Source organism: Mesorhizobium sp. ORS 3428 (genome assembly GCF_001854785.1).
Classification (GTDB): domain Bacteria; phylum Pseudomonadota; class Alphaproteobacteria; order Rhizobiales; family Rhizobiaceae; genus Mesorhizobium.
In genome coordinates, this window is record NZ_MDFL01000001.1 from 157647 (window position 1) to 172490 (window position 14844).

Sequence of the window (14844 nt, forward strand, 5' to 3'; positions counted from 1 at the left end):
ATGGCAGACATCCGCAACACTTTCGTCGGCATCAAGTCGCCCAATCCGTTCTGGTTGGCTTCCGCTCCGCCGACCGACAAGGCTTACAATGTCGAGCGCGCTTTCAAGGCCGGCTGGGGCGGCGTTGTCTGGAAGACGCTCGGCGAAGAGGGGCCGCCGGTCGTCAATGTCAACGGCCCGCGCTACGGCGCGATCTGGGGCGCCGACCGCCGTCTGCTCGGCCTGAACAACATCGAACTGATCACCGACCGCGACCTGCAGACCAACCTGCGCGAGATGAAGCAGGTGAAGATGAATTGGCCGGACCGGGCGCTGGTCGCCTCGATCATGGTGCCTTGCGTCGAGGAAAGCTGGAAGGCGATCCTGCCGCTGGTCGAGGAGACCGGCGCCGACGGCATCGAGCTCAATTTCGGCTGCCCGCACGGCATGAGCGAGCGCGGCATGGGCTCGGCGGTAGGGCAGGTGCCTGAATATATCGAGATGGTGGTGCGCTGGTGCAAGCAGTACACGCGCATGCCGGTCATCACCAAGCTGACGCCCAACATCACCGACATCCRCAAGCCGGCGCGGGCGGCGAAGGCCGGCGGCACCGACGCGGTGTCGCTGATCAACACCATCAACTCGATCACCGGCGTCGATCTCGACAGTTTCGCTCCCATGCCGACCATCGACGGCAAGGGCTCGCATGGCGGCTATTGCGGTCCTGCGGTGAAGCCGATCGCGATGAACATGGTGGCCGAGATCGCGCGCGATCCGGAAACGCACGGCCTGCCGATCTCCGGCATCGGCGGCATCACCACCTGGCGCGATGCCGCGGAATTCATGGCGCTCGGCGCCGGCAATGTGCAGGTCTGCACGGCGGCGATGACCTACGGCTTCAAGATCGTGCAGGAGATGATCGCGGGGCTGGAGAACTGGATGGACGAAAAGGGGCATGCCTCGCTCTCCGACATCATCGGCCGCGCCACCCCTAACGTCACCGACTGGCAGTATCTCAACCTCAACTATGTCGCCAAGGCGCATATCGACCAGGACGCCTGCATCAAATGCGGCCGCTGCCACATCGCCTGCGAGGACACCTCGCACCAGGCGATCACCGCAATGGTGGACGGCAAGCGGCATTTCGAGGTGATCGAGGCCGAGTGCGTCGGCTGCAACCTCTGCGTCAATGTCTGCCCGGTCGAAGGCTGCATAACCATGGAGCCGCTGGCCGCGGGCGCGATGGACCAGCGCACCGGCAAGCCGGTATCGCCGATCTACGCGAACTGGACGACGCACCCCAACAACCCGATGGCCAAGGTCGCCGCGGAGTAGTTTTTTCGCCTCTACAGGCTTGGCCCGATCGCCCCGTGCTCGCGCGGGGCGATTTTTTTGCACACGATCGTCAATTGCCGAAGCCCGCGCCGCCCCTCATCCCCCTGCCGGGACCTTCTCCCCGTATAGTGACGGGGAGAAGGGGGCTGGCCGCGACCTAGGCGCCTTTCCTGCAATGCTGGAGGTTGGCGAAACCGTTCAGGAAAGCGTCTTTCTCCCCGTCACTATACGGGGAGAAATGCCCGGCAGGGCAATGAGGGGCAGCGCCAACATATGCTGGAGTCCCACTTCCGTAGTGCGTTCGTCTAGCGGAGATTCCGGACCCTTCTATTGCGGATAAAAAATATCCATGATAATAATTATCCATGAACTGGAGATGCAGACCATGAAGCTGGGAGAAGGCGTCGAAGCGGCGATCCACTGCGCTGCCATGCTTGCCGGCGTCGACGGCAACAGCACCATGTCGGGTGCGGCCTTGGCCGAGGCCTTCGGCCTGTCGCCGAGCTATCTTCTCAAACATCTCAATCAGCTGACGACGGCGCGCATTCTGGAATCGGTGCCGGGGCCTGCCGGTGGCTACAGGCTGGCGCGGCCGGCCAAGCGCATCACGCTGCTCGACATTGTGCTTGCGGTCGAGGGCAAAGAGCCCGCCTTCCGCTGTGGCGAGATCCGTCAGCGCGGCCCRGTCAAGCTCGACGCCTCGGCCTATGTGAAGCCGTGCGGCATCAATGCTGCGATGCTGAAGGCGGAGCGCGCCTATCGCGCCGCGCTTGCCGAAGCAAAGCTCTCCGAAATCGTTGCCGATTTCATGAACGACGCCGATCCGCGCACGGTCGCTGCAAGCTGCGCCTTCGTCGAGCGTCACCAGCGGCCGCAGAAGTCCGCTTCATCCAAGCAGATCTAGACCCACCCAAAAACTGGAAGGAAAGACGATGAAACAGAGGCTGCAGTTCTTCGCCAAGGCGCCTGAGATCATGAAGGCGGTGATGGCGCTCAACAAGGCCGTCGAGGAGTGCGGGCTGGAGGCAAGCCTGATGCACCTCGTCAAGCTCAGGGCCTCGCAGATCAACGGCTGTTCCTATTGCGTCGAGATGCACAGCCGCGAGGCGAGGCGCGACGGCGAGACCGAGCAGCGGCTCTATCTCGTCGCCGCCTGGAAGGAATCGCCGCTGTTTTCCGAGCGCGAGCGCGCTGCGCTCGCCTGGACCGAGAAGGTTACGAACATCTCCAACGACGGCGTTTCGGACGATCTCTACGTGAGCACGCTTGAGCATTTCTCCGAGGAGGAACTGGTCAAGCTGACCGTGGTGATCGGCATGATCAACACTTGGAACCGGCTCTGCGTGTCCTTCCACGCCATCCATCCGATGCCGGCCGCCAAGGCCGCCTGAGCGAATACGAAGCGAATGGCAGTCGGCCGTCGCGGCACCCAGTCGCCGACGGTGGCGCCGCCCCTGATTGCCCTGCCGGGCATTTCTCCCCGTATAGTGACGGGGAGAAAGACGCCGTCCTCGACGGTTTCGCCAATCGTCAGCGTTGCAGAATGGGCGCCAAGGCCGCGGCCAGCCCCTTCTCCCCGTCACTACACGGGGAGAAGGTGCCGGCAGGCGGATGAGGGGCAGCGCCGGCCTTCGATTGCTGTCTGGTTCAAGCCGCAAAGCGCAGGCCGCCGTCGCAGGTCAGCACTTGGCCGGTCACGAAGCCGTTCGAGACCAGGAAGGCTATCGCCGAGGCAACGTCTTCGGCGCGGCCGATGCGGCCGACCGGCGTCTTGCCGGCATATTCGGCAAAGACCGCTTGCCGCTGCTCATCCGGCAGAAAATCCCACCAGGGCGTGTCGATGACGCCGGGCGCCACGACATTGACGCGYAGCGGCTTCAGTTCGACGGCGAGAATCGGCGCCACGGTGAGCAGCATGCCGTTGATGGCGCCGATGCCGGCGACACCCGGTGCTGCCAGTTGCGCCGAGACGGCCGAAATGAAAGTGACCGATCCGGCTTTGTTCAAGGTCGGCAAGGCAGCCTGCAGGCAGGCCAATTGGGGCCGGATCTTCTCGTCGACGCCGCTGCCGATGTCGGCGAGGTCAAGCGTCGCGAACGGTCCAAGCCCCTTGCCGCCGCTCGCGGCAAGAACGAGGTGATCGAACGGTCCGAGGCGATCGAAGAAGCGCCGGACCTCGTCTGGCCTGCACGCATCGAAAGCGGCCTTGCCGACGGTGCCGCCAAGGCTCTTCCAGGCGTTCTTGAGCTTCTCCTCGTTGCGGCCGGTGATCGTCACTTTCATAGCGGGGCTGACCAGGCGTTTGGCCGTGGCCAGGCCGATGCCGGACGAGGCGCCAATGATCACGCAATGTTCGATGTTCTCGCTCATGAATGCTGTTCCCTGGATGTCGAAGATGGGTGCCCGATCAGTTCGAGGCTGAGGGCCTGCAACCGGCGGCGGGCCTTTTCGTCATAGGCCTGGGCATCGGCGCGCGATTCCCGTTGGCCGTCGAAATAGAGGCCGCTGCGGTCTCCAATCGCGGGCGACGCCGCGAGGTTGAGGATGGCGTCGGCGCCTGTCTCCACCGAACTCCATGGCGTGACGCCGGCCTGCCGGACCATGGTCGTGTCCATGTAGCTTGCCGGATGCAGCGTGTTGACGGTGACGCCGGTTCCTTTCAGCTGTTCGGCAAGGTCGATGGTGAACAGGATCTGCGCCAGCTTGCTCTGGCAGTAGGCACGGACGCCGCTATAGCCGTGCGTCAGCATGACGTCGTCGAAGTCGATGGCCTGCTGGCCGGCCGAGGCGACGTTGACGACGCGCGCCGGCGCGCTTGCCTTCAGCAAGGGCAACAGTTCCGACGTCAGCAGGAAGCCTGCGAGATAGTTGACGGCGAAGCGCAGTTCATAGCCGTCGGCGCTCACCTGTCTTTTCGCGCCCTGGCCGCCGGTGCCGACGCCGGCATTGTTGATCAATATGTCGAGCCGGTCGGTTTTTTCGCGCWCGGCGTCGGCAAGGCGGCGCACTTCGGCAAGCGAAGCGAGGTCGGCCGCGAGAAATTCGGCTTTGCCGCCCTTGGCTTCGATGGCGGCGACGGTTGCCTTGCCGCGGGTTTGGTCGCGGCCATGCACCAGCACGCGGGCGCCCGCGGCGCCGAGCCTTTCGCCGACCACGCGGCCGACGCCGTCGGTCGAGCCGGTGACGAGTACGGTCTTGTTCTTGAGTTCCATGTTCAGAGCCTCCTTATGCTGCTCTGAACGGGAAGATGGGGCGCGGGGCGCGCCTCAAACAGTTCAAACTTTATCCTGGTATTGATACTGCTATAGTAACCGCATGGATGCCGTGACCCATTCCCCCGAGGACAGCCGCCGCCGCGAGCTCGGCGCCTTCCTGCGTTCCCGTCGTGAAAGACTGTCGCCTGCCGACATCGGCATTGCGACAGGCGCTAGGCGGCGCACGCCCGGGCTGCGGCGCGAGGAAGTGGCGATGATCGCCGGCGTCGGCACCACCTGGTACACTTGGCTGGAGCAGGGCAGGGATGTGCGGCCTTCGGTCGAGGTGCTAACCGCGCTCTCAGAGGCGTTGCGCCTCGACGCCGTCGAGAAGCGACACCTGTTCATCCTCGCCGGCCGCCAGCAGCCCGAGCGCCGCGTGGCGGCGCCCGAGAAGGTCGACGCGACGCTGCTGCATATGCTGCAAAGCCTCGTCCTGCAGCCGGCCTATGTGGTCGGCAGGCGCTGGGACGTGCTGGCCTGGAACGATGCGGCGGCGGCCGTGTTCGGCGACTATGGCCTGCTGGAGGGCGATGCCCGCAACATCGTCCATCTGGTATTCACCAGCCCGCATCACCGACGGCTGCTGGTCGACTGGGAAGAACTCGCCCGCGTGGTGCTCGCTTCGTTTCGCGCCGAAAGCGCCAAATATGTCGGCGATCCGGATTTCGAGCGGCTGATCGCGCTCATGATGCGCTCGAGCCCGGAGTTCCGGGATTGGTGGCCAAGGCGCGATGTGGCGCGCAGGCTGACTGGAGTGAAGCATGTCCGCCATCCCACAGCCGGCGCGATGGCGTTCGAGCATATGAGCCTGTCCATCGACGACGGGTCGGACATGCGGCTGATCGTCTACACGCCGCTTGCCGAGCAGAACTCGGTCGCCAAGCTCAAGAAGCTGCTGGAAGCGCAGCCGGCCGAGCGGCGCAGCGCCTGACCGGATTCAGCCCTTCGGCTTCAGCCCTTCGATGAACAGTTGCTCCAGGAACCGGGCGGCGTCCTCGAAACGCCCGTCGCCGCCGCGGTCGGGGCCGAGCACGGCGCGCACCTGGACGTCGAAATCGGCATAATGCTGCGTCGTCGCCCAGATCGAGAAGATCAGGTGCCAGGGATCGGTGCGGGCGATCTTGCCGGCGCGCATCCAGCCCTTGATGACGGCGGCCTTCTCGTCGACCAGCGTCTTCAGCTCGCCTTCCAGCATCGGCATGATGCGCGGCGCGCCCTGCAGGATCTCGTTGGCGAAGAGCCGGCTTTCGCGCGGGTAGTCGCGCGCCATTTCGAGCTTGCGGCGGATGTAGCTCCTGAGCTCGGTCATCGGATCGCCAATGTCGTCCAGTTCCCTAAGCGGCGCCAGCCAGGTGTCGAGGAGCCGCTGCATCAACGTCTCGTGAATGTCCTCCTTGCGGYGGAAATAATAGAGAAGGTTCGGTTTCGACATGCCGGCGGCTTCGGCGATCTGGTCGATGGTCGAGCCGCGAAAACCATTGGCGGAGAAGACTTCGAGCGCGGCTTCCAGGATGAGCTCGCGCTTTTCCTGCTGGATGYGGGTGCGGCGAGGAACTGAGCCTTCCATCGTGTCCGTCATGCTTGCCGGCCGCGCTCGTGCGGGCTCTCTGGACCAATTCTCTGGACCAGTTTTTCTCTGAGCCGTGGAGCGCGCCTTCTATGCCGCATTTCCGTTAGTAGTCCCTTGACCGCCGACAGGGCGGTGCTAACGTTTGTCCAATCGGTCAAAATTTGCGTAGCACGAAAACGCAACAAAGACCAAGCCTTGGGAAGGCCAAGCGTTAGCGCACCGAAACAGGTTACAAGGGGAAGTCTTGGTCATGTCCAACCGGCTGAAAGTCACGCCGAACGATCTCAGCGCATTCTGGATGCCGTTCACGGCAAACCGGCAGTTCAAGCAGGCGCCGCGCATGTTCGTGTCCGCCAAGGACATGCACTACACAACGAGCGACGGCCGCAAGGTGCTCGACGGCACCGCCGGTCTCTGGTGCGTGAACGCCGGCCACTGCCGGCCGAAGATTACCGAAGCGATCCAGGCCCAGGCTGCTGAGCTCGATTATGCGCCGGCCTTCCAGATGGGCCACCCGATCGTGTTCGAGCTGGCGAACCGCCTGGTCGATATCGCGCCGAAGGGCATGGACCATGTCTTCTTCACCAATTCCGGGTCGGAATCGGTCGACACAGCGCTGAAGATGGCGCTCGCCTATCACCGGGTCAGGGGCGAAGGCTCGCGCACCCGCCTTATCGGCCGCGAACGCGGGTATCACGGCGTCAATTTCGGCGGCATCTCGGTCGGCGGCATCGTTGCCAACCGCAAGATGTTCGGCACGCTGCTCGGCGGCGTCGACCATCTGCCGCACACGCATTTGCCGGAGAAGAACGCCTTCTCGAAGGGCGTGCCCGAGCATGGCGCTGAGCTGGCGAACGAACTGGAGCGCCTCGTCGCGCTGCATGACGCCTCGACCATCGCGGCCGTCATCGTCGAGCCGGTCGCAGGCTCGACCGGCGTCATCCTGCCGCCGAAGGGCTATCTGCAGAAGCTGCGCGAGATCTGCACCAAGCACGGCATCCTGTTGATCTTCGACGAGGTCATTACCGGTTTCGGCCGCCTCGGCGCACCGTTCGCGGCCGATTATTTCGGCGTCACGCCCGACATCATGACGACGGCCAAGGGCGTGTCCAACGGCGTCATCCCGATGGGCGCGGTCTTCGTCAAGAAGGAGATCCACGACGCCTTCATGACCGGCCCCGAGYACCTGATCGAGTTCTTCCACGGCTACACCTATTCGGGCAATCCGATCGCCTGCGCCGCGGCCCTCGGCACGCTCGACACCTATAAGGAAGAGGGCCTGCTGACCCGCGGCGAGGAGCTTTCGTCCTACTGGGAAGATGCGCTGCACTCGCTGAAGGGCGAGCCGCATGTCATCGATATCCGCAATATCGGCTTGATCGGTGCGATCGAGCTGGCACCGATCGCCGGAAGCCCGACCAAGCGGGCCTTCTCGGCCTTCGTCAAGGCATTCGAGCGCGGCGCGCTGATCCGCACCACCGGCGACATCATCGCGCTTTCGCCGCCGCTGATCATCACCAAGGGCCAGATCAACGAGTTGATCGACCATGTGCGGGACGTGCTGAGGTCGATAGACTAAACTGATTGAGCCGGTCGGGCGGCGACGGGAACCGCCGCCCGACCGGGAACTGAAATGAGAGGACTTTGAATGGCAGCCCCCGGCGAGAATCTGCGAATCAATTCAGACCGTTTGTGGGATTCCATCATGGAGATGGCGAAGATCGGCCCCGGCATTGCCRGCGGCAACAATCGCCAGACACTCACCGATTCCGACAAGCAGGGCCGCGCGCTGTTCAAGTCCTGGTGCGACCAGGCCGGGCTCACCATGGGCGTGGACCAGATGGGCACCATGTTCATGACCCGCGCCGGCACCGATCCGGATGCGCTGCCGGTCTATGTCGGCTCCCACCTCGATACCCAGCCGACCGGCGGCAAATATGACGGCGTGCTCGGCGTGCTCTCCGGGCTTGAGGTCGTGCGCTCGCTCAACGATCTCGGCATCAAGACCAGGCATCCGATCGTCGTCACCAACTGGACGAACGAGGAAGGCGCGCGTTTCGCTCCGGCCATGCTCGCCTCGGGCGTCTTCGCCGGCGTGCATACGCAGGACTACGCTTACGGCCGCAAGGATCTCGACGGCCATACCTTCGGCGACGAGCTGAAGCGGATCGGCTGGGTCGGCGACGAGACGGTCGGCGCGCGCAAGATGCATGCCTATTTCGAATATCACATCGAGCAGGGGCCGATCCTCGAGGCCGAGAACAAGCAGATCGGCGTGGTGACCCACTGTCAGGGCCTGTGGTGGCTGGAATTCACGCTGACCGGCAGGGAGGCGCACACCGGTTCGACACCGATGAACATGCGCGTCAATGCCGGCCTCGCCATGGCGCGCATCCTGGAGATGGTGCAGACGGTCGCCATGGAGAACCAGCCCGGCGCCGTCGGCGGCGTCGGCCAGGTGAAGTTCTCGCCGAATTCCCGCAACGTGCTGCCGGGCACGGTGGTCTTCACCGTCGATATCCGCTCGCCCGACCAGGCAAAGCTCGACGGCATGCGCGCCCGCATCGAGAAGGAGGCGCCCAAAATCTGCGAGGCGCTCGGTGTGAAATGCTCTGTCGAGGCGGTCGGCCATTTCGATCCGGTGACCTTCGATCCGACGCTGGTCGGCCGTGTCCGCACGGCCGCCGAGAAACTCGGCTACAGCCATATGAACATCATTTCGGGCGCCGGCCACGACGCCTGCTGGGCGGCCAAGGTCGCGCCGGCGACCATGGTCATGTGCCCCTGCGTCGGTGGGCTGAGCCACAACGAGGCCGAAGACATCTCCAAGGAATGGGCGGCGGCGGGCGCCGACGTGCTGTTCCACGCGGTGGTCGAGACGGCGGGAATCGTCGAATGACCGACTAGACGTCACCTCGAAAAGCCGCTCGCAAAGAAGCGCGAAAGAACAGGGGAACAGATATGACCAAAGTCATCAAGAACGGCACCGTCGTCACCGCCGACCGCACGTGGAAGGCCGACGTGGTGTTSAGCCACGGCAAGATCATCGCCATCGGCTCCAACCTGCACGGCGATCACGAGTTCGACGCCACCGGCTGCTATGTCATGCCGGGCGGCATCGATCCGCACACCCATCTCGAAATGCCCTTCATGGGCACCTATTCGGCCGACGATTTCGAGTCCGGCACGCGCGCGGCGCTTTCCGGCGGCACGACCATGGTGGTCGATTTCTGCCTGCCGGCGCCGCAGCAGTCGCTGCTGGAGGCCTTGCAGATGTGGGACAACAAGACCTCGAAGGCGTCCTGCGACTATTCCTTCCATATGGCCATCACCTGGTGGGGCAAGCAGGTGTTTGACGAGATGGYGACCGTCGTCGACAGGGGCATCACCTCGTTCAAGCACTTCATGGCCTATAAGGGCGCGCTGATGGTCGACGACGACGAGATGTATTCGTCGTTCCAGCGCTGCGCCGATCTCGGGGCGCTGCCGCTCGTCCATGCCGAAAATGGCGACGTGGTCGCGGCGCTCTCGCAGAAGCTGCTTGCCGCCGGCAACAACGGCCCCGAGGGGCATGCCTATTCGCGTCCGCCGGAGGTGGAAGGCGAGGCCACCAATCGCGCCATCATGATCGCGGACATGGCCGGCGTGCCGCTCTATGTCGTGCACGTCTCCTGCGAGCAGAGCCACGAGGCCATCCGCCGCGCGCGGCAGAAGGGCATGCGCGTCTATGGCGAGCCGCTGATCCAGCACCTGACGCTCGACGAGAGCGAATATTTCAACAAGGATTGGGACCATGCGGCGCGCCGCGTGATGAGCCCGCCCTTCCGCAGCAAGTGGCATCAGGATTCGCTGTGGGCAGGCCTGCAGGCCGRCTCGCTGCAGGTGGTGGCGACCGATCACTGCTCCTTCACCACCAAGCAGAAGCGCAACGGCATCGGTGACTTCACCAAGATTCCGAACGGCACCGGGGGTCTTGAGGACCGCTTGCCGATCCTTTGGACCACCGGCGTCAACACCGGCCGGTTGACGATGAACGAGTTCGTGGCGGTGACCTCGACCAACATCGCCAAGATCCTCAACATGTATCCGAAGAAGGGCGCGATCGTCGAAGGCGCGGACGCCGACATCGTCGTCTGGGATCCGAAGCGCAAGAAGACGATCTCGGCCAAGAACCAGCAGTCGGTCATCGACTACAATGTGTTCGAAGGCTTCGAGGTGACCGGCCTGCCGCGCTTCGTCTTCTCGCGCGGCGAACTGTCGATCGAGGAGTCAGACGTCAAGGCAAAGCTCGGGCACGGCGAGTTCGTCGCCCGCGAGCCGAACGCCGCGGTCAACCGGGCGCTGTCGACGTGGAAGGAGATCAGCGCGCCGCGCAAGGTAGAGCGGACGGGCATTCCGGCGACCGGAGTTTAAGCGTGCGCGCTGTTTGTCTCGCAATCGCTGCGGCCACGTGGCTGGCTGCCGGACCGGCCTGCGCGGCCGGCATCGATCTCTCGAAACCCTGGGGCAACAAATCCGGCTGCATCAACAAGAACGGCCAGCAGGTCTATGCCGAGGACATGCTGCTGCTGACGGACACGGAATTGGTCACGGTAACGATGGCCTGCACGTTCAGCGACAAGCAGATTCAGGCCGACGGGTCGATGACGGCAAAGGCCAAATGCGAAGTGGAGGGCGAGGAGAACCAGTCGCCCGCCGAGTTCACCATCAAGCGCAGCGCCAAGAACGCGAAGAAGCTGGTGATCGCCGGCGCGGACGGCAATGTGATGGGCGAAGTCTCCCGGTGCAAGTAGCGGCGAGTGTGGTCCCTTCGCCCTCAGGCGACCAGCGCATCCAGTTCCGGCAGCAGGACAACGCTTTCCTGCTCGTTGGGATCGGTGCGGGCAATGACCGCCGAGGCGGGCGCGCCGCTCAGATTGGCGGGCAGATGCGGGACGCCGGCCGGAATGTAGAAGAGGTCGCCGGCTTTGACGACGATGTGGTGCTCGAGCCGGTCGCCATACCAGGTGTGGACCTCGCCGGAGAGCACATAGATCGCGGTCTCGTGGTTCTCATGCATATGCGCCTTGGCGCGGGCGCCGGGCGGCATGGTCAAGAGATGCATGCAGATGCCGGAGGAGCCGACCGTCTCGGCGGCGATGCCGGCGAAATAGCTCAGCCCCTGCTTGCCTTCATAAGAGCTTTCAGGGCGAATAAGATGACAGGTGGGTTCAGACGGCATCGGCAAGGCTCCAGGCGGTGTCGATCGAGTGGGATTGGACGAGTGGAAAACAACATCAGCACAAATGCAACCGGATTCCGGCCGGCGCGGCAGCGCCTGCGAAAGGCAGGTTCCAGCCAATGACCGGACAGTCGCCAGCCGTCGTTTCGGCAAGCAAGCTCGGCCTCATCTTCCAGACCAGTGATGGTCCGGTGCAGGCACTGTCCAATGTCGATCTCACCATCGGCAAAGGCGAATTCGTCTCCTTCATCGGCCCGTCCGGCTGCGGCAAGACCACGCTGCTGCGCGTCATCGCCGACCTGGAGAAGCCGACCTCGGGAACGATCTCCGTCAACGGCATAACGCCGGAGCAGGCGCGCGAGAAGCGCGCTTACGGTTATGTCTTCCAGGCGGCGGCGCTTTTCCCGTGGCGCACCATCGAACGCAATGTGGCGCTGCCGCTGGAGATTATCGGCCTCGGCCAGGCCGAGCAGGCGGAGCGCATCAAGCGGACGCTGGAACTCGTCAACCTGTCCGGCTTCGAGAAGAAATATCCCTGGCAGCTGTCCGGCGGCATGCAGCAGCGTGCCTCGATCGCGCGCGCGCTTGCTTTCGATGCCGACCTGCTTCTGATGGATGAGCCTTTCGGCGCGCTCGACGAGATCGTGCGCGACCACCTCAACGAGCAGCTTCTCGGTCTCTGGGACCGGACCGACAAGACGATCTGCTTCGTCACCCATTCGATCCCCGAGGCGGTTTATCTTTCGACACGCATCGTGGTGATGTCGCCGCGCCCCGGCCGCGTCACCGACGTCATCGAATCGACGCTGCCCAGGGAGCGGCCGCTCGACATCCGCGAAACGCCGGAATTCCTGGCGATCGCCGCGCGCGTGCGCGATGGGCTCAGGGCAGGGCACAGCTATGAGGATTGAGGGGAATGACGATCTTGCTCCTCTCCCCAACGGGGAGAGGGTGGCCGGAGCGAAGCGGAGGTCGGGTGAGGGGGCGTTGGCGGATCCGACCAAAAGAAAGGCCGGAGCTACGGCGCGCGCTCGAGAGCTGCGGGTTGATGAAACTGAAGCTGAGTATAGGCTTTGGGGTGAGCTAAGAGGCCGCCATCTCAATGGCTACAAGTTTGTGAGGCAGGTGCCGCTTGGGCCATTCTTTGCGGACTTTGTCTGTCGTGAAAGGGGGCTAATCGTCGAAATTGATGGGAGCCAGCACGCGGATGCTCCGGCCGATGCCGCGAGAACCGCTTGGCTGAACGGTCACGGCTACTCTGTTCTTCGGTTCTGGAACCATGAGGTCCTGGCCGAACGCCGAGCGGTCCTGGATACGATACTGGCTGTGCTTGAGGGGCAGATTCACTCCCCCTCACCCGGCCTTCGCTTCGCTCCGGCCACCCTCTCCCCGGCGGGGAGAGGAGGGGAGCGTGGCTGATGGATAGCTTCCGTTCCAAGATCCTTCCCGTAACCACCATCCTCGCCGGCGTGGTGGTGATCTGGTATGTCTTCGCCGTGATTCTCAACGCGCCGTTTCAGCGCGACCTCGATCAGCGAGCCAACCTGACGCGCGGTGYGATGGAGTTCATCGGCAAGACGCTGTCGCAGCCGAAGCCGACGCTGCCGGCGCCGCACCAGGTGGCGGTGWACTTCTTCGAGAACACCTTCCTGCGCAGCCTCACCTCGAGCCGCAGCCTGGTCTACAACGCCTGGGTCACGCTGTCCTCGACGCTGCTTGGCTTCGCCTTCGGCACGGCGCTCGGCATCCTCATCGCTGTCGGCATCGTGYATGTGACGACGCTCGACCGCAGCCTGATGCCATGGATCATCGCTTCGCAGACCATTCCTATCCTGGCTGTGGYGCCGATGATCATCGTGGTACTGGCGGCGATCGGCATCACCGGTTTGATCCCCAAGGCGCTGATCTCGACCTATCTTTCGTTCTTCCCGGTTGCCGTCGGCATGGTGAAAGGCCTGCGCTCGCCCGAGATCATGCATCTCGACCTGATGCATACCTATAATGCCAGCCGCTCGCAGACTTTCTGGAAGCTCAGGGTGCCGGCGTCGGTGCCGTTCCTGTTCACCTCGATGAAGGTGGCGGTGGCGGCGAGCCTGGTCGGCGCGATCGTCGGCGAGTTGCCGACCGGTGCCGTCGCCGGCATCGGCGCCAAGCTGCTTTCGGGCGCCTATTACAGCCAGACGATCGACATCTGGTCGGCGCTGGTCGCGGGCTCAGTGGTCGCCGCACTGCTGGTCATGGTGGTCGGCATCGCGGGCCGCCTAGTCGACCGCGCCATGGGCGGGAGGCCGGCATGAACTGGCTGAGACCGTCCTGGCAATCGGTGCTGGCGATCCTCTTCTGCCTCGTCGCACTGGCGCTCGGCGCGATGTCGAAGCCGGAAGCGGTCGCGCTGGCGCAGCCCACGGCGACGGTCGCTTATCCCTATATGGGCACGAAGGGCCTGATCCTCGGGCTGCTGCTGATAGCGGCGCTGATTTCGACGGTAAGGGTCGCGCCGCTTGTCGAAGCCATCATTCTCTTCATCGGCGCCCATGGCGCCGCCTGGCTGCTGATCAAAGGCATAGGCGGCTTCGAGGGTACCGCACTGGCGCCCTACTTCCTCGCACTTGCCGCGGCCTGGCTGCTTGCCTGGCGCTGTGTGGCCCTGCTGTCCGCGCTGCGGCCTGCGGCCAGCGGAGCCAAGACAGTGCTGCGCCTGATCATCCCGGCGATCTTCGGCGCCTGGATCCTGATCATCTGGGAAGCGGTGACGCGTGGTGCCGGCATCCCGTTCATCCTGCTGCCGCCGCCGAGCGCCATCGGCGCACGGATCGCCAACTCGCTGCCGATCCTCGGCGAGGATGTGCGGCAGACGATCTTCAAGGCGGTGCTGGTCGGCTACATCGTCGGCAATCTCTCCGGCTTTGTCGTTGCCATTCTCGCCGACCGGGTGCCGTTCCTGCGGCGCGGTCTGCTGCCGATCGGCAACATGGTTTCGGCGCTGCCGATCATCGGCGTCGCACCGATCATGGTGATGTGGTTCGGCTTCGACTGGCCGTCCAAGGCGGCGGTCGTCATCATCATGACCTTCTTCCCGATGCTGGTGAACACGGTCGCGGGGCTTGCCGCTTCCGGGCATATGGAGCGCGACCTGATGCGCACCTATGCGTCGGACTATTGGCCGACGCTTTTGAAACTCAGGCTGCCAGCAGCGGCGCCCTTCATCTTCAATGCGCTGAAGATCAATTCGACGCTGGCGCTGATCGGCGCCATCGTCGCGGAGTTCTTCGGCACGCCGGTTGTCGGCATGGGATTCCGCATTTCGACTGAGGTCGGGCGGATGAACATCGACATGGTGTGGGCCGAAATCGCAGTTGCAGCACTGGCGGGTTCGGTCTTTTATGGCGTGATCGCTCTCATCGAGAGAGCCGTCACGTTTTGGCATCCCTCTGTCCGTGGTGGATAGGGGCGGTGGGTTCAAGGGTGCTAAACTTCAGAGG

The 14844-nt window shown here is 64.0% G+C and carries 16 protein-coding genes; 12 read left to right on the plus strand and 4 right to left on the minus strand.

Annotated features, from left to right (window positions below):
• From preA to ORS3428_RS00675, 3 genes are all read left to right on the plus strand, one after another.
• A complete protein-coding gene (preA, locus tag ORS3428_RS00665; RefSeq protein ID WP_071094042.1) occupies positions 1 to 1314 on the plus strand; it encodes an NAD-dependent dihydropyrimidine dehydrogenase subunit PreA in 1314 nt (437 codons plus the stop codon).
• Positions 1315 to 1699: 385 nt separating this feature from the next.
• Entirely contained in the window at positions 1700 to 2218 is a 519-nt protein-coding gene (locus ORS3428_RS00670; RefSeq protein WP_071094043.1) for an RrF2 family transcriptional regulator, read from the plus strand.
• A gap of 28 nt (positions 2219 to 2246) precedes the next feature.
• The gene (locus tag ORS3428_RS00675) at positions 2247 to 2705 is read left to right on the plus strand and encodes a carboxymuconolactone decarboxylase family protein (protein WP_071093873.1); all 459 of its coding nucleotides are present in this window, start codon (positions 2247 to 2249) and stop codon (positions 2703 to 2705) included.
• Positions 2706 to 2961: 256 nt separating this feature from the next.
• On the opposite strand, the gene ORS3428_RS00680 is transcribed toward ORS3428_RS00675, so the two are convergent.
• Positions 2962 to 3684 (minus strand): SDR family oxidoreductase, encoded by a 723-nt coding sequence (locus ORS3428_RS00680; protein ID WP_071093874.1) that lies wholly within the window; start codon positions 3682 to 3684, stop codon positions 2962 to 2964.
• A complete protein-coding gene (locus ORS3428_RS00685; protein ID WP_071093875.1) occupies positions 3681 to 4526 on the minus strand; it encodes an SDR family NAD(P)-dependent oxidoreductase in 846 nt (281 codons plus the stop codon). Before ORS3428_RS00685 ends, ORS3428_RS00680 begins: the two co-directional genes overlap by 4 nt.
• A gap of 103 nt (positions 4527 to 4629) precedes the next feature.
• On the opposite strand from ORS3428_RS00685, the gene ORS3428_RS00690 reads away from it, so the two are divergent.
• Entirely contained in the window at positions 4630 to 5502 is an 873-nt protein-coding gene (locus tag ORS3428_RS00690; RefSeq protein WP_071093876.1) for a helix-turn-helix transcriptional regulator, read from the plus strand.
• Between the two features lie 6 nt (positions 5503 to 5508).
• On the opposite strand, the gene ORS3428_RS00695 is transcribed toward ORS3428_RS00690, so the two are convergent.
• Positions 5509 to 6138: a TetR family transcriptional regulator C-terminal domain-containing protein gene (locus ORS3428_RS00695; RefSeq protein WP_071094044.1), complete on the minus strand. Its 630-nt coding sequence runs from the start codon at positions 6136 to 6138 to the stop codon at positions 5509 to 5511.
• Positions 6139 to 6391: 253 nt separating this feature from the next.
• Between ORS3428_RS00695 and ORS3428_RS00700 the strand changes: the two genes are divergently transcribed.
• From ORS3428_RS00700 to ORS3428_RS00715, 4 genes are all read left to right on the plus strand, one after another.
• The gene (locus ORS3428_RS00700) at positions 6392 to 7720 is read left to right on the plus strand and encodes an aspartate aminotransferase family protein (RefSeq protein WP_071093877.1); all 1329 of its coding nucleotides are present in this window, start codon (positions 6392 to 6394) and stop codon (positions 7718 to 7720) included.
• Positions 7721 to 7789: 69 nt separating this feature from the next.
• Positions 7790 to 9040: a Zn-dependent hydrolase gene (locus ORS3428_RS00705; RefSeq protein ID WP_071093878.1), complete on the plus strand. Its 1251-nt coding sequence runs from the start codon at positions 7790 to 7792 to the stop codon at positions 9038 to 9040.
• Between the two features lie 62 nt (positions 9041 to 9102).
• Positions 9103 to 10554, plus strand: coding sequence for a dihydropyrimidinase (gene hydA, locus ORS3428_RS00710; RefSeq protein WP_071093879.1), 1452 nt, complete (start codon positions 9103 to 9105; stop codon positions 10552 to 10554).
• A 2-nt stretch (positions 10555 to 10556) separates the two neighbouring features.
• Positions 10557 to 10934: a hypothetical protein gene (locus ORS3428_RS00715; RefSeq protein ID WP_071093880.1), complete on the plus strand. Its 378-nt coding sequence runs from the start codon at positions 10557 to 10559 to the stop codon at positions 10932 to 10934.
• A gap of 23 nt (positions 10935 to 10957) precedes the next feature.
• Here the strand turns inward: ORS3428_RS00715 and ORS3428_RS00720 are convergent, their stop codons facing one another.
• Complete coding sequence (locus ORS3428_RS00720; protein ID WP_071093881.1) at positions 10958 to 11362, minus strand: cupin domain-containing protein; 405 nt, start codon at positions 11360 to 11362, stop codon at positions 10958 to 10960.
• A gap of 119 nt (positions 11363 to 11481) precedes the next feature.
• On the opposite strand from ORS3428_RS00720, the gene ORS3428_RS00725 reads away from it, so the two are divergent.
• The 4 genes from ORS3428_RS00725 to ORS3428_RS00740 are packed head-to-tail and all read left to right on the plus strand — an operon-like array spanning position 11482 to position 14810.
• Positions 11482 to 12273, plus strand: a complete 792-nt coding sequence (locus ORS3428_RS00725) for an ABC transporter ATP-binding protein (protein WP_071093882.1) — start codon at positions 11482 to 11484, stop codon at positions 12271 to 12273.
• The gene (locus ORS3428_RS00730; RefSeq protein WP_083354954.1) at positions 12263 to 12781 is read left to right on the plus strand and encodes an endonuclease domain-containing protein; all 519 of its coding nucleotides are present in this window, start codon (positions 12263 to 12265) and stop codon (positions 12779 to 12781) included. The genes ORS3428_RS00725 and ORS3428_RS00730 overlap by 11 nt, the downstream gene beginning before the upstream one ends.
• Positions 12781 to 13659: an ABC transporter permease gene (locus tag ORS3428_RS00735; protein WP_071093883.1), complete on the plus strand. Its 879-nt coding sequence runs from the start codon at positions 12781 to 12783 to the stop codon at positions 13657 to 13659. Before ORS3428_RS00730 ends, ORS3428_RS00735 begins: the two co-directional genes overlap by 1 nt.
• Complete coding sequence (locus tag ORS3428_RS00740) at positions 13656 to 14810, plus strand: ABC transporter permease (RefSeq protein WP_071093884.1); 1155 nt, start codon at positions 13656 to 13658, stop codon at positions 14808 to 14810. The genes ORS3428_RS00735 and ORS3428_RS00740 overlap by 4 nt, the downstream gene beginning before the upstream one ends.
• Positions 14811 to 14844: the final 34 nt, after the last annotated feature.

What these genes read in the sequence shown, in the direction of transcription:
- ORS3428_RS00690 (WP_071093876.1), top strand. Translation starts at nt 4,630, where the DNA reads ATGGATGCCGTGACCCATTCCCCCGAGGACAGCCGCCGCCGCGAGCTC.
- ORS3428_RS00730 (WP_083354954.1), top strand. Translation starts at nt 12,263, where the DNA reads ATGAGGATTGAGGGGAATGACGATCTTGCTCCTCTCCCCAACGGGGAG.
- ORS3428_RS00720 (WP_071093881.1), bottom strand. Translation starts at nt 11,362, where the DNA reads ATGCCGTCTGAACCCACCTGTCATCTTATTCGCCCTGAAAGCTCTTAT.
- ORS3428_RS00740 (WP_071093884.1), top strand. Translation starts at nt 13,656, where the DNA reads ATGAACTGGCTGAGACCGTCCTGGCAATCGGTGCTGGCGATCCTCTTC.
- ORS3428_RS00675 (WP_071093873.1), top strand. Translation starts at nt 2,247, where the DNA reads ATGAAACAGAGGCTGCAGTTCTTCGCCAAGGCGCCTGAGATCATGAAG.
- ORS3428_RS00725 (WP_071093882.1), top strand. Translation starts at nt 11,482, where the DNA reads ATGACCGGACAGTCGCCAGCCGTCGTTTCGGCAAGCAAGCTCGGCCTC.